At 72.8% G+C, this 13430-nt stretch carries 13 protein-coding genes; 8 read left to right on the plus strand and 5 right to left on the minus strand.

The features are described 5' to 3' along the window. Positions 1–27 precede the first annotated feature (27 nt). Positions 28–2559 (plus strand): CHAT domain-containing protein, encoded by a 2532-nt coding sequence (locus tag NR112_RS10685; protein ID WP_256794181.1) that lies wholly within the window; start codon positions 28–30, stop codon positions 2557–2559. 123 nt (positions 2560–2682) lie between these two features. Here NR112_RS10685 and NR112_RS10690 read toward each other — a convergent pair whose 3' ends face one another. Then, positions 2683–3864, minus strand: a complete 1182-nt coding sequence (locus tag NR112_RS10690; RefSeq protein ID WP_256794184.1) for an NAD(P)/FAD-dependent oxidoreductase — start codon at positions 3862–3864, stop codon at positions 2683–2685. A gap of 80 nt (positions 3865–3944) precedes the next feature. On the opposite strand from NR112_RS10690, the gene NR112_RS10695 reads away from it, so the two are divergent. Continuing rightward, positions 3945–4808: a methyltransferase domain-containing protein gene (locus NR112_RS10695; RefSeq protein WP_256794186.1), complete on the plus strand. Its 864-nt coding sequence runs from the start codon at positions 3945–3947 to the stop codon at positions 4806–4808. Between the two features lie 27 nt (positions 4809–4835). On the opposite strand, the gene NR112_RS10700 is transcribed toward NR112_RS10695, so the two are convergent. Further along, complete coding sequence (locus NR112_RS10700; RefSeq protein WP_256794188.1) at positions 4836–5510, minus strand: DUF2461 domain-containing protein; 675 nt, start codon at positions 5508–5510, stop codon at positions 4836–4838. 113 nt (positions 5511–5623) lie between these two features. On the opposite strand from NR112_RS10700, the gene efeU reads away from it, so the two are divergent. The 3 genes from efeU (at position 5624) to efeB (ending at position 9049) form a co-directional block, all read left to right on the plus strand. Continuing rightward, entirely contained in the window at positions 5624–6505 is an 882-nt protein-coding gene (gene efeU / locus NR112_RS10705; RefSeq protein WP_256794190.1) for an iron uptake transporter permease EfeU, read from the plus strand. Positions 6506–6575: 70 nt separating this feature from the next. Next, positions 6576–7757: an iron uptake system protein EfeO gene (efeO, locus tag NR112_RS10710; protein WP_256794192.1), complete on the plus strand. Its 1182-nt coding sequence runs from the start codon at positions 6576–6578 to the stop codon at positions 7755–7757. After that, entirely contained in the window at positions 7754–9049 is a 1296-nt protein-coding gene (efeB, locus tag NR112_RS10715; RefSeq protein ID WP_256794195.1) for an iron uptake transporter deferrochelatase/peroxidase subunit, read from the plus strand. The genes efeO and efeB overlap by 4 nt, the downstream gene beginning before the upstream one ends. Positions 9050–9064: 15 nt before the next feature. Here efeB and NR112_RS10720 read toward each other — a convergent pair whose 3' ends face one another. Beyond that, complete coding sequence (locus NR112_RS10720; protein ID WP_256794199.1) at positions 9065–10261, minus strand: diacylglycerol kinase family protein; 1197 nt, start codon at positions 10259–10261, stop codon at positions 9065–9067. Between the two features lie 18 nt (positions 10262–10279). Between NR112_RS10720 and NR112_RS10725 the strand changes: the two genes are divergently transcribed. The 3 genes from NR112_RS10725 to NR112_RS10735 all read left to right on the plus strand — a co-directional run bounded on the left by NR112_RS10725 (position 10280) and on the right by NR112_RS10735 (position 12445). Beyond that, positions 10280–10828 (plus strand): DinB family protein, encoded by a 549-nt coding sequence (locus NR112_RS10725; protein WP_256794201.1) that lies wholly within the window; start codon positions 10280–10282, stop codon positions 10826–10828. Then, positions 10825–11880 (plus strand): Gfo/Idh/MocA family protein, encoded by a 1056-nt coding sequence (locus tag NR112_RS10730; protein WP_256794204.1) that lies wholly within the window; start codon positions 10825–10827, stop codon positions 11878–11880. Before NR112_RS10725 ends, NR112_RS10730 begins: the two co-directional genes overlap by 4 nt. Positions 11881–11947: 67 nt before the next feature. Continuing rightward, complete coding sequence (locus NR112_RS10735; protein ID WP_256794206.1) at positions 11948–12445, plus strand: hypothetical protein; 498 nt, start codon at positions 11948–11950, stop codon at positions 12443–12445. A gap of 159 nt (positions 12446–12604) precedes the next feature. Here the strand turns inward: NR112_RS10735 and NR112_RS10740 are convergent, their stop codons facing one another. Then, positions 12605–13135, minus strand: coding sequence for a cupin domain-containing protein (locus NR112_RS10740; RefSeq protein WP_256794208.1), 531 nt, complete (start codon positions 13133–13135; stop codon positions 12605–12607). Next, complete coding sequence (locus tag NR112_RS10745; protein ID WP_256794210.1) at positions 13132–13404, minus strand: hypothetical protein; 273 nt, start codon at positions 13402–13404, stop codon at positions 13132–13134. Before NR112_RS10745 ends, NR112_RS10740 begins: the two co-directional genes overlap by 4 nt. Positions 13405–13430 lie beyond the last annotated feature (26 nt).

Raw genomic sequence — 13430 nt, forward strand, 5'->3', positions numbered from 1 at the left:
CTGCGCGAGCAGGGTGCCGCGGACAACATGGCCGGCCGGCCGGTCGACGCGGCGCGCTCGCTGACGGCGGCTCTCGACGAGATCGAGCGCGTGGCGGACGCCGCGCCCTCACGGGACCGTCTCGAGCTGCGGTGCAAGACCCTCATCACGCTGGCCCTGACCGAGTTCATGCTGTCCGGGGTGGAGGCCGCCCTGGCCCGGCTCGCCGAGGCCGAGACGCTCGTCGACGAGCTCGACGACGACGCGCTCCGGTCCCGGCTGGACTACCAGCGCGCCAACATCCACGGCCGCGTCGGTGACCTCGCCTCGGCGTGGGACGGGCTCGAAGGGGCGGTGCGCCGCCTCGACGCCTTCACCGAGCGCGAGCAGTGCTCGGTGCACCTGAGCCGCGGCATGCTCGCCTTCGAGCTGCTGCGGCCGCAGGAGGCGCTCGAGTCCTTCGCCGAGGCGGCGCGCCTCGCGCACGAGCTCGGCGAGGTCGCCCAGGAGTTCATGGCCCGGCACAACGAGGGGTATGCCGCCTACCTCCTCGGTGACATCCCGCGCTCCCTCGCCGGTATGGCGCTCGCCGAGGAGCTGGAGTCCGACGTCTTCACGGGACCGGCGCGCCTCGACCGTGCCCAGGTGCTGCTCGAGGCGGGGCTCGTGCAGGAGGCCGTCGAGGCCCTGCACGGCGGCCTCGAGGCCCTCGAGGGCGACGGCCACGACCAGATGCGGGCCGAGTTCGAGCTCGCCCTGGCCCGCGCGCACCGGCTCCTCGGCCACCTCGACCTGGCAGCCTCGGCCGCGGCGTCGGCTCGCGAGACGTATGCCCGCATCGGAGCGACCGCCTGGGCGGCCAAGGCCATGCTCGTCGGCCTGCTCGTCGAGCTGGACCGCCAGCGGCGCGCCCGTCGTGGTCGTGAGCGGGACGGGCTCGAGGGTGGCGCGGACGCCACGGTGGCGCTCGCCGCGGCTGCGGCTGCGACGGCCGACGAGCTCTCCGAGACGGCGACCGAGCTCGGGGACTCGGAGCTCGCCGACAGCGCTCGGGTCGTCGCCGCTCAGGCCCTGCTGCTCACCGGTGACCCGGCAGGAGCCAACACGCGGCTACTCAGCCTCGAGAGGGTCTCCACCGGGTCGCTCTCCGACGAGCTCGATGCTGCGGCCGTCACCGCGATGACGCTCGTCGCCACGGGCGACCTCACGCCGGCCCGACGCATCCTGGCTCGCGCCTCCCGTCGTCTCGCCGCCGGTCAGGAGGGCAGTGCCAGCCTCGACCTGCGCACTGCTCGTGCGGTCCACGGAGCCCGGCTCTCCGAGCTCGACCTCGAGCTCGCCGTGCCGCGGGGCAGCGGCGCCGTGCTCGAGGCCCTCGAGCGGTGGCGCAGCGCGACCGACCGTCTGCCGTCGCTCGGGCGACCCGACGACGAGCAGCTCGCGCGGCTCACCGAGCAGCTGCGCGCCGTCCGGGGGCACCTGCGCGGGGAGAGTGACCCGGAGCAGGCACGCGAGCTGCACGACCACGCCTCCCGCCTCGAGCGGCAGATCCGCGACCGCGACTGGGCCCTGAGCCGCAGCGGCGGTGCCTCCCGTGCGGTGCCCGTGCGTGTCCGGGCGGCCCGTGAGCACCTGGGCCGCGTCGACCGTGATCTCGTGTGGTTCTTCCGGCACCGCGGCCGCATCGGCGCGGTCGGGGTCGTCGGAGGCCGGGCGACGCTGCGTGACCTCATGCCGGCCGACCGTGCCGCCGAGCTCGCCCAACGCATCCGCGTCGACCTGCGGGCCGCGGCCACGCACCACCTCGGCCCGCTCGGCGGTGCCGTCTGGTCCTCGCTGCGCGCCAGCGCGACCGAGCTGGACGACGGACTGCTCCGGCCGTGGCGCACCGACCGCGGCCTCGTCGTCGTGACGTGCCCCGAGCTGTCGGCGCTCCCGTGGGCGCTCCTGCCGTCGATGACGGGGCGACCGTTCACGGTTGCCCTGTCATTGACGTCGTTCACCCGCCGGGCCTCGTCCCATGACGAGACCCCCCGGCCGGCACCGGTCCACGTCAGCGTCGGCCCGTCGGTGCCCCGCGCGTCGGGCGAGGGTCGCAGCATCGTCGGCACGTGGGGCGAGGCTGCCCGCCTCGCCGAGCCGTCCCGTCGGATCGAGCTCGTCGACGCGCTCGCGCGGCCCGGTGTCGTCCACGTCGCCGCGCACGGGACCCATCAGGTGGAGTCGCCGCTCTTCTCCTCGCTCGTGCTCCACGACGGGCCCGTCTTCGCGCACGAGCTCCAGCCGACGGGGGTGCGCGCCGACCACGTCGTGCTCTCGGCCTGCGAGGTCGGGCTCACCTCACCCCGACCCGGTCACGAGTCGCTCGGGCTCGCCCTGTCGCTGCTCTCCCTCGGGGCCCGCTCGGTCGTCGCGGCGGTCTCGCCCGTGCCCGACGACGTCGCCGCGACGACGATGACGCGTCACCACGAGCTGCTCGCCTCGGGCCTGCCGAGCGACGAGGCCCTGGCCCGCGCGGTGGCCGAGACCGACGACGTGGCCGCAGCCTTTCTCAACCTCGGTGGCCAGCACCGCCCCTGAGTGCGCCCCCCATCCCGAACCGAACGCAGCGTTCGATGGCGAACTCATTGCTCTAACCGTGAGTTCGGGACCGAACGCGGCGTTCGGTCGGCTCTGTGGCGGTCGGTGGCGGTCGGTGGCGGGTCAGGCGGCCCTGCGGCGGGCCTTGATCTCGCGGCGCTTGCGCAGGGCCATGGCGAGGGCGATCTTGCGGGCGTCGATCGACAGCTCGCGGAGCATGCCGGAGATCGGGTTCGTGTAGCCGGTGAACCACAAGCCCTTGGCGCCGCGCGCCGTCCGCCCGCCGCGCTCGACCGGGCGGCCCTTCCCGTCGAGCACCCCGAGGTGCCCGATGAGGGGCTCGAGCCCCTGGCTGTAGCCGGTCGCGAGCACGACGAGGTCGGGCGTCAGGCGTGTGCCGTCGGCGAGCACGACGCTGTCGCCGTCGAACTCGCGCAGCGCGGCCACCGGCTCGACGGCGCCGGTCCGGATCGCGTCGATGATGCCGACGTCCTGCACGGGGATCGCGTTGTCGCGCTCGACCCGGGTCAGCAGTCCGGTGTCGGGACGGGGCATTCCCTGTGCCGACAGGTCAGGGGTCTGCAGCCGGCCGACGATCGGTGCCACCTTGTCGACGAAGGCCGTGGGCAGGCGCCGCACGGCGATGCCGGTGTACTGCGCGGCATACGGTCCCGTGTTGCGGCGCAGGATGTGCGGCACCGTGCGCACGGCCAGGCGCACGCGCGCGGCGCCGTGCTCGACGAGGTCGACGGCGAGCTCGGTGCCGGTGTTGCCCGTGCCCACGACGAGGGCGTCCTTGCCGGCGTGGGCCGCTCCGTTGCGGTAGTCCCGCGCCAGCACGACCTCACCGGAGTAACCCTGAAGGCCCGGCACGTCCGGCTCGCGAGCCGTGTGGTTGAAGCCCGTGGCCACGACGGCGTACGGCGCCGTGAGGCTCGTCCCGTCCGCGAGCGTGAGCGTCCACGAGTCACCGTCCGCGGACGGGTCGACCCGGCTCACCTCGGTGCCGAGGCGCACGTCGAGCCGGTGGTGGGCGGCATACAGCTCGAGGTAGCGCACGACGTCGTCGCGCGCCACCCAGCGGCCCATCTCCTTCGGGATCGGGAAGCCCGGAAGGCCGGAGAGCTCACGCGGTGTGTGCAGGTGCAGCCGGTCGTAGTGGCTGCGCCACGACGTGCCGACGCCGTTGCTGCGCTCGAGGACGACGCCGTGCAGCCCGCGGGCCTTGAGGGCGGCGGCGACGGCCAGGCCGCCCGGGCCGGCACCGATGATGTACGCGTCGACCGGGACGCTGCGCTGGGTCACCGGCCCAACCTAGTCGCCCACCCTCGACAGTTCTCGGCAAACCCCGCCCCGATCCGAACGGTGGGCAGCATGCTGGAACGGTGACCCCTCAGTCGGGTCCGACTCCTCCAGAGGAGCCGGGTGCCGCCCCGAACATGTTCACGCGGGAGCGGATCGGCGAGGGCGGCGCTGCCCGCGTCGCCACCCTCGTCGCGCTCCTCGACGCGCAGGAGCAGCAGCCTGCGGTCCGACGCCTGCGGGCCTGGGCCTTCGAGGCGCTCGCGCCGGAGCCGGGGGAGTCGGTCGTCGACGTCGGGGCCGGGCTCGGCACGGAGCTGCGCCGTCTCGCCGAGGCCGTCGCACCGAACGGCCGCGCGGTCGGTGTCGAGCCCAACCCCGGCCTGCGCGAGGAGGCGTCGCGTCGAGCGGCCCTGCTCGGGTCCGCCGCGACCTTCATCGACGGCGACGCCGCCGACCTGCCCTTCGCCGACGGTGCCGTGCACGTGCTGCGCTGCGAGCGCGTCTTCCAGCACCTCGCCGACCCGCAGGCTGCGGCCCACGAGCTCGCACGGGTGCTCGCGCCCGGTGGACGCGCCGCCGTCCTCGACAGCGACTGGGGCACCCTCATCAGCCACCCGGGCGAACCGGCCCTCGTGCGCCGCTACGCCGAGGCCAACTGGGGACGGATGCCCAACCCGTTCGCGGCGCGACACCTTCCGAACCAGCTCCGGGCCGCCGGGCTGCTCGTCGATCACGACATCGGCTCGGCCGCGCTGGTCATGCCGCCGCGCGCGCTGCTCGGCAGCGGTGTGGTCCACCGGAACGCCGACGCCGCGGTGCAGGAGGGCGCGCTGACCCGCGATGAGGCCGACCGGCTCCTCGCCGACCTCATGGCCGCGGCGCGGGGCGGCACGGCCTTCATCTCCGTGACGATGTTCGGGGTCATCGGTCGCAAGCCCGGCTGACCGGTGTCGGCCGTGGGTCCCGGCCCGTCACCGCCGGGACGCGGGCTCCTCGTCGCCGACGTGCTCCGCGAGCCAGGCCGTCAGCGGTCGCACGGCCCGCCACGTGTCCCGGACCTCGGTCAGGGTCCGCGTCGTCGACAGCCACGCCGGCGCGCCGAAGTCGCGGGAGACCATCAGCTCCTTGTGACGCAGCGTGGCGATGCGGGGGTGGTCGGCGGCATACCCCCTCGGAGTGGTCTTGACCTGCTCGCCCATCAGCTCGAAGTCCTTGCCGCGCAACGTCTCGAGGATGGCTTCGAGCCCGATACCACTGGACGGGGCGTCGACGGCTGCCCGGAAGCGGGCGGTCTGCGCCGGGCTCACCGCCCGGAAGCCCCCGCCCGCGCGCAGGCCGTCGGCGCTGACCTGCACGTAGTAGCCGAGCACCGTGCCGGAGCCCACGAGCGCGCCCTGGTGCGTCTTGTAGGGGGACTTGTCGGCGCTGAAGCGCACATCGCGGTTCGGTCGGAACAGCTTGGCCGGGCCGAACTCGTCCTCGAGGCCGTCGAGCAGGGCGAGCATCGGTTCGCGCACGTCGCGCTCGTAGACCTCCTTGTGGGCGATCCACCAGTCCCGTGAGTTCACGTCCTCGAGCTCGGCGTAGAAGGACAGGGCGCCGGGAGGGAAGCCGGAGAAGGACGGCGAGGGCTCAGGCGTGCTCATGTGGCGACTCTGACACCGGGGCCGGGTTGTTAGGCAAGGCTTACCTGTGCTTTCCTGAATTCCGTCACGTCGCCGTGGCGTAAATGCTGAGAACAACCTGAGAGAAGGCACCCGTGCTCGCGAGCAACGCGCTCATCGGACTCCGAGAAGGACTCGAGGCGGCCCTCGTGGTCGTCATCCTCGTGGCCTTCCTCGTCAAGACCGACCGCCGCTGGGCCCTGCGTCACGTCTGGACCGGGGTCGGCGTCGCCGTCGCACTGTCGGTCGCCCTCGGCGCCCTGCTGACCTACGGCACGAAGCAGCTGACCTTCGAGGCCCAGGAGCTCATCGGCGGCAGTGCCTCGATCCTCGCGGTCGTCTTCGTGACCTTCATGGTCTTCTGGATGAAGACCGCCTCGCGGACCATCTCGGGCGAGCTCAAGGGCAAGCTCGACCGGGCGCTGGACATGGGCCCGCTCGCGATCGCCCTCGTCGCCTTCCTCGGCGTCGGGCGCGAGGGCCTCGAGACGGCGATCTTCTTCTACGCCACGACCGAAGCTGCCGGCCAGGGCAACAACCAGCCGCTCATCGGCTGGGTCATCGGTCTCGGTGGCGCTGTCGTCCTCGGCTGGCTCATCTACCGGGGCGCGGTCAAGATCAACCTCGCGAGGTTCTTCCGTTACACCGGCATCCTGCTCGTCCTCGTCGCGGCCGGCATCCTCGCCTACGGCATCCACGACCTCCAGGAGGCCGGCTTCCTGCCCGGTCTGACGGCGCTCGCCTTCGACGTCAGCGCCACCGTCGACCCGGGCAGCTGGTACGCCACGCTGCTCAAGGGCATCTTCAACTTCACGCCCGCGACGACCGTGCTCCAGGCCATCGCCTGGGTGCTCTACGTCGGCGTCGTCCTCACCCTCTTCCTGCGCCCGGCCCGCCCGGCCCGCCCGGCCCACCCGAGCCAGCAGGCTCCGGCCGCGAGCCCGACGAGCGACGCACGTCCCACGGTCGCCGCCTGAGCCGTCGGCTCCCGACTCGTCCGTCCGGCCCCCCTTCGCACTCACACCGAAGCCCTCCAGGAGAACCACCATGTTCCGCCCTGCCCTGCGTCCTGCGGCCCGCGCCGTGCGCGCCGCCGTGCCCGTCGCCGTGTCGCTCGCCGCGGCCCTCGCCCTGGCCGGCTGCGCCGACAAGCCTGCCGCCACGGCCGGATCCACCGCGGCCGGTGGTGCCGGCGGGCCGATCACCGTCAGCGCCACCGACACGGCGTGCACGCTCAGTGCCACGACGGCCAAGGCCGGCACCCTGACCTTCCAGGTCACGAACTCGGGCAGCAAGGTCAACGAGTTCTACCTCTACGCCGAGGGCGACCGCATCGTCTCCGAGGTCGAGAACATCACGCCCGGCCTGAGCCGCGAGCTCAAGGTCGAGATCACCGAGCCCGGCACGTTCACGACCTCGTGCAAGCCCGGCATGGTCGGCGACGGCATCCGCGGCGCGTTCACCGTGACGGGCACGGCGGCGAAGGGTAGCGCCGACTCCAAGGTGGCCCAGGCGATCACCGACTACAGGGCCTTCGTCGCCTCCGAGGCCGACGAGTTCGTCGCCGGCACCAAGGAGTTCGTCGCGGCGGTCAAGGCCGGTGACGTCGCGAAGGCCAAGTCGCTCTACGCCCAGGCTCGCCACCCGTGGGAGGCCATCGAGCCGGTCGCCGAGAGCTTCGGCGACCTCGACCCGAAGATCGACGGCCGCGAGGACGTCCTCGCCGACGGCATGGCGTTCACCGGCTACCACCGCCTCGAGAAGGACCTGTGGAAGGACGGCCTCCAGAAGGACTCCGGCGCGATCGCCGACCAGCTGCTCGCCGACGTCACCGAGATCGCCGCGAAGAGCAAGACCGTCGAGCCGACCGCGCTGTCGATCGCGGGCGGCGCCAAGGCACTGCTCGACGAGGTCGCGACGGGCAAGATCACGGGCGAGGAGGAGCGCTACTCGCACACCGACCTCTGGGACTTCGACGGCAACCTCGAGGGCTCGCGCCAGGCGCTCGCCGTGCTGCGTCCCGTCATCGTCGAGCGTGACCCCGCCCTGCAGAAGGCCCTCGACGCCGACTTCGAGGAGCTGTCGAGCCTGCTCGCCAAGCACAAGACCGGTGCCGACTACACGAGCTACACCGCGCTCACCCAGGCCGACATCAAGGAGCTGACCGTCTCGCTCGACGCGCTCTCCGAGCAGGTCTCCAAGGTCCCCGGGGTCGTGGAGGCCAAGTGAGCCACGAGGGACTCAGCCGCCGTCGGCTCCTCGGTGCCTCGGGCACGGCTGCCGTCGCGGGCGTCGTGGCCGGCGCCGGGACCGTGTATGCCGTCTCGCGCGGTGACGACGCCAGTGCCGCAGGTGCCCCGACGTCCAACGCGGCACCCGCCCTCGCGCTCGACGCCGCCATCCCGTTCCGTGGCGAACACCAGGCCGGCATCGTCACGCCCGCCCAGGACCGGCTCCACTTCGTCGCGCTCGACGTCGTGACGAAGGACCGCGGGCAGCTGCGCCAGCTCCTGGAGGACTGGACCCGTGCGGCCGAGCGCATGACCGCCGGAGCCGAGGCGGCGCCCGGCGGACTCGTCGGTGGCGGCCCCAACCGGCCCCCCGAGGACACGGGCGAGGCATACGGCCTGCCGGCCTCCGGGCTGACGATCACGATCGGCTACGGTCCGTCCCTCTTCGATGACCGGTTCGGCCTCGCCCCGAAGCGCCCGGCCGCGCTCCAGGACCTCCCCGCCTTCACCGGCGACCAGCTCGACCCGCGTCGAACCGGCGGCGACCTCTGCATCCAGGCGTGCGCCAACGACCCGCAGGTCGCGGTCCACGCCGTGCGCAACCTCGTGCGCATCGGCTTCGGTGTCGTCGCCGTGCGCTGGTCGCAGCTCGGCTTCGGCCGCACGTCCTCGACGTCGACCGCGCAGGCCACGCCGCGCAACATGTTCGGCTTCAAGGACGGCACCAACAACGTCAAGGCCGAGGAGCCCGAGGGCCTCGCCCAGCACGTGTGGGTCTCGCCCGACGACGAGACCGGCGGCGGCGCGTGGATGGCCGGCGGCTCCTACCTCGTCGCGCGCCGCATCCGCATGCACATCGAGGTCTGGGACCGGACGAGCCTGCAGGAGCAGGAGGACATCATCGGTCGCGACAAGAAGGAGGGGGCGCCGCTCGGTCAGGCGAAGGAGTTCGACACGCTCGACTTCGCGAAGAAGGGCCCCGACGGCCAGCCGGCGATCCCCGTCCACGCCCACGTGCGCCTCGCCCACGAGAGCCAGCTCGGCGGCATACGCATCCTGCGGCGCGGCTACAACTTCACCGACGGCTCCGACGGCGTCGGCCACCTCGACGCGGGCCTCTTCTTCCTCGCCTACATGCGCGACCCGGAGAGGCAGTTCGTGCCGATGCAGCGGGCGCTGGCCAAGGCCGACGTGCTCAACGAGTACATCGAGCACAACGGCTCTGCCGTCTTCGCCTGCCCACCCGGTCTGCAGGACGGGCAGCACTGGGGCCAGACGCTCTTCGCCTGACTCGGCCGCGGATCCCTACTGGCTGACCCGCACCGTGAGGCAGCCGGGGCGCACGGTAGCGCTGACCTCGGTGGCCTCGCCGATGACGTCACCGTCGATCTGGACGGGCACGGGCCGGTCGGTGCGCACGCGGATCTCCTTGCACGCCTTGTGGTCCAGGGTCGGGTGACCCTTGCGCTGCCGGGTCGCGACCCGCGTCGCCACGGGCACCCAGCCGACGACCCCGCGCGGGGACGCGATGACGGCGTCGAGCTGTCCGTCGTCGACGCGGGCGTTCGGCATGAGCACGAGGCCGCCGAGGAGGCGCCCGCAGTTGCCGATGACGACCATCCTTGCGCGACGGCGGAACTCGAGGTCGTCGTCGACCTTGACGGAGATGCGGAACTCGGGGGAGACGAGGTGCTTGAGGCCCGAGACCATGTAGGCGGGCCAGCCGACCTTGGCCTTGAGGTTCTCGTTGGTGCCGGCCATGATCTGCGCGTCCATGCCGACGCCGCTCATGACGAGGAAGTAGTGCGTCTCGGGCTCGACCGGCTCGGCCGGCTCGACCGCCTCGTCGGCATCGGCGTCGGCGTCGGCGGCGTCGCCCGCGGCCGCACCCAGGACGAGCTCGCCGACGTCGATGCGCCGGTTGCGGCCCGTCAGCGCGACCGCCACGGCCGTCTCGAGGGAGACGGGCAGGTCGAGGTTGCGCGCGAGCAGGTTGCCGGTGCCGGCCGGCAGGATGCCGAGGGCCGTCTCGGTGCCGACGAGGGCGGTCGCGACGTTGCGCACGGTGCCGTCGCCGCCGAGCGTGCACACGAGGTCGACGCCGTCCCGGACGGCCTGCGCGGCCTGCCCCTGACCGGGGTCCTCGACGGTCGTCTCGTAGAAGTGCGGCTCGCCCCAGCCGTTCGCGAGGCACGTGGCGGTGATCCGCCCGCGCACCGCGGGCAGGTCGGTGAACTTCGTCGGATTGATGACGATCCCGGCCCGCTTGAGCGGCGCTGGGCTCTCGTCGCCGCTACGGAAGTGGTCGCGCGGCGGGCGGGGACGACGGCGCAGGGTCGCGGTCGCCTCAGGAGCGACGCGGGTCAGGACGACTCCTCCGATGACCAGCGCCAGCACGACGAGGCCGGCGATGATCCACGGCAGGTAGTCCTTGAGCACGAAGACATACGGTATCCCCCGCACGGTGGACTCCCCGAACTGCCGCTCGCCACTGGGCGTCACGGCCCTAGGCTGGGCGCCATGAGCGAGCCCCTCACCGACCCCGGGCCGTCGACGCCGGACGACGCGGACTGGACGTGGGTCCTGAGCCGACCGTGCCCCGACTGCGGCTTCGACGCCGCGGCCGTCGAGCCCGCCGACGTGCCGGCTCTGCTCCGCGACGCGGGGCAGCGGTATGCCGCCGCGCTGGGTCGCGACGACGTGCGCCAGCGCCCGGCCGACGGCGTCTGGTCGCCGCTCGAGTACACCTGCCACGTCCGCGACGTCTGCGACGTCATGCGGGGCCGGCTCGAGCAGATCGTGGCCAGTGGCGGCGCGGTCGTCCGTTTCGCCGACTGGGACCAGGACGAGACCGCCGTCGAGCGGCAGTACTGGCGGTCCGACCCCGACGTCGTGGCACGCGAGGTCGCGGCGGCGTTCGAGGCGGCGGCGACGGCATACGCCCTCCCTGCGGGTACGCAGTGGGAGTGGCCGGCCCTGCGCAGCAACGGCTCGGAGTTCACGGCCCGCACCCTCGCGCTCTACTTCACCCACGACATACGCCACCACCTCTGGGATGTGAACGCATGACCCTGCCCATCGACGTGCCCCTCCAGCTGCCCGAGCCGCGCACGCCCGACCCGCACGACGCCCCCGCCATCCGGTGGGGCGTCCTCGCGCCGGGCGGTATCGCGCACGCCTTCGCCGACGCCGTGGCGGTCGGGACGTCGTCGTCGGTCGTCGCCGTCGGCTCGCGCAGCCGCGAGCGGGCTCAGGACTTCGCCGACGAGTTCTCGGTCCCGCGGGCCCACGGCTCCTACGAGGAGCTCGTCGCCGACCCGGAGGTGGACGCGATCTACGTGGCGTCGCCTCACTCCGAGCACCGCGACCACGCGCTGCTCGCTCTCGAGGCCGGCAAGCCGGTCCTCGTCGAGAAGGCCTTCACCCGCAGTGCCGCCGAAGGCCGCGAGGTGTTCGCGGCCGCCGAGGCACGGAACCTGCTCGTCGTCGAGGCGATGTGGAGCCGCTTCCTGCCGCATTACGACGTCGTGCGGCGCGTCGTCGAGACGGGTCTCATGGGCGAGCTCGTCGCCGTCTTCGCGGACCACGGGCAGCGCCTCTACCCCGGCGGCCCGGCGCGCCTCTCGCAGCCCGAGCTCGCGGGCGGTTCCCTGCTCGACCTCGGGGTCTACCCCGTGTCGTTCGCCGACCTCGTGCTCGGCGCACCGTCCTCCGTCGCGGCCACAGGCACGCTGACCGACCTCGGCGTCGACGCGACGACGACGATCACCGTCACGGGCGCCGGGGGAGCCCATGGCGTGCTCTCGTGCACGATGGCCGCCGTCACACCGGTCGCCGCGGTGGTCGCCGGCACGCTGGCCCGCCTCGAGCTGTCCGGCGCCTTCTACGGTCCGGGCTCGACGATCCGGCTCGTCGGCCCCGACAACGAGGTCATCGACGAGCGGCCCGGTGGCCTCACCGAGGACGTGCGCGGCTTCTCCTACGAGGCGGCCGAGTTCGCCCGCTGCCTCGTCGCCGGCGAGACCGAGTCGCCGCTCATGCCGCACGCCACGACGCTGCGCGTCATGGAGACGATGGATGCCGTACGCCGTCAGGTCGGGGTCGTCTACCCCGGCGAGTGAGGTGGGGGTGGGCATCACCCCCAACAGGTGATGCCCACCGACGTCGGCGCGACGAGGATCGAGTGCCATGACGACGACGACATCGCTCACGGCGGACCAGGCCGACCTCGTCCGCGAGACCGAGCCGGCCCGCCTCGCCCAGCTCTCCGAGGACGAGCTCATCGAGCTGCACCAGAGAGTGCGTCGGGCCCGCACCAAGCACGTCGGTCTCTACCGGCGTCAGGCCAGCGCGCGAGTCGCGGCCAAGGGGGCCCGCGGCGCCGCCCGGCCGGCCAACCGGCTCAACGCCGACCGGGCCGAGGTGTTCGAGCTGGCGCTAGCGCGAGTCAGCGCGCGACTCGGCGTCGTCGCGCGGGCTGCCGCAGCCGACCTCAAGGCCGAGCGCCTCGCCGCCGCACGCGAGGTGAAGGCCGGGACGGGCCCTGGATCAGCGGCGTCGTCGACCGGCGCCGCGTCGCTGCCCTCCGGCAAGCGGCGCGCGACGAAGACGACGGGCGGCCTCAAGCGGGACGCCTCGTCGCAGTCGCAGGGCGCCCGCCGACAGGCCAAGAAGGACGCTCGCTAGGCCGAGACCATCACGGGCGTCTCGCAGTGGCGGGCCGGCGAGGCCGGCGCGCCATCCCTGACCGGTCGTGCGCGTCCGCGGAACGGTGGCCCCGGCGAACCGGCCTCAGTCGGTCGATCGCCGGGGTGCATCCGTGCGGTGCCGGGCCAGACCTCGGCCTCAGCTGGGGCAGATGGCCGGGTTGGGATTCGGCTTGTCGATACGTCGAGCGAACCCAGCCGGCACGAACGAAACCACGTAGACGTCGTCGACCACCGTGGTGTTGTTGCGCACCACGTGCAGATCGCCACCTTCGTCGACGAAGGTCGAGCCGAGGGGTGAACCAGGCCCGTACTCCTGGGGCGTGCAGTCGGGTGCGTGGTAGACGCTCAGGGTGCCTGACTTGACGATGACCAGGCTGGGACCCGGATGGCTGTGCCATCCGAAGGTGCCCCCCGGCGCGATGATGTTCTCGAGGATGTGGACGTCGGTGGCTCCCTTGGCAGAGATGCTCACCTTCCAGAAGGCTGTGGCGGTGCCGGCGTCGACATCTGTCTTGGCCTTGGCATCGATCCCGCCCTGGAAGCGGCCGACGACCGGCGACCACGGTGGGTTGCTGATGCCCGAGGGTGGGGTCGCGCTGGCGGCCCCGCCGTAGAGGGCGGCGCCCGAGAGCCCCAGAACAGCCGCCACGATCAGTTTCCGTCTCATTGTTCCGTCCCTTTCGACGTGAGGGCCTCGACCACGCGGATCGCGACGAGCCCGGCATCCTGCGCGGCGAGCGCAGAGTGGTGTGCCGACGGCGCGTGGAAGACGTAGAAGGAGGTCTCGTCCTCGGGTACGTGGATCACGAACTCGAATCGGACGGTCGTGCCCTCCCGCGTCAGCTTCGCCGCAGCCGCGCGGACCCGGTCCTCGTGGGCAGAGCGCTCTCGCGTCTGCTCCCGGGAGAGATAGGTCTCGACGACGTAGTTCGGCATGCCTGACGGTAGGGCCGCGGCCGGTC

The sequence above is a fragment of the Terrabacter sp. Ter38 genome (genome assembly GCF_024519435.1).
Taxonomy (GTDB): Bacteria; Actinomycetota; Actinomycetes; order Actinomycetales; family Dermatophilaceae; genus Terrabacter.

Excerpts from the sequence above, each read along its gene's own strand:
- NR112_RS10685 (WP_256794181.1), top strand. The coding sequence starts at position 28 with ATGGCCGGCCGGCCGGTCGACGCGGCGCGCTCGCTGACGGCGGCTCTC.
- NR112_RS10700 (WP_256794188.1), bottom strand. The coding sequence starts at position 5,510 with ATGAGCACGCCTGAGCCCTCGCCGTCCTTCTCCGGCTTCCCTCCCGGC.
- NR112_RS10730 (WP_256794204.1), top strand. The coding sequence starts at position 10,825 with ATGACCCTGCCCATCGACGTGCCCCTCCAGCTGCCCGAGCCGCGCACG.
- NR112_RS10735 (WP_256794206.1), top strand. The coding sequence starts at position 11,948 with ATGACGACGACGACATCGCTCACGGCGGACCAGGCCGACCTCGTCCGC.
- NR112_RS10725 (WP_256794201.1), top strand. The coding sequence starts at position 10,280 with ATGAGCGAGCCCCTCACCGACCCCGGGCCGTCGACGCCGGACGACGCG.
- NR112_RS10740 (WP_256794208.1), bottom strand. The coding sequence starts at position 13,135 with ATGAGACGGAAACTGATCGTGGCGGCTGTTCTGGGGCTCTCGGGCGCC.
- efeO (WP_256794192.1), top strand. The coding sequence starts at position 6,576 with ATGTTCCGCCCTGCCCTGCGTCCTGCGGCCCGCGCCGTGCGCGCCGCC.
- NR112_RS10745 (WP_256794210.1), bottom strand. The coding sequence starts at position 13,404 with ATGCCGAACTACGTCGTCGAGACCTATCTCTCCCGGGAGCAGACGCGA.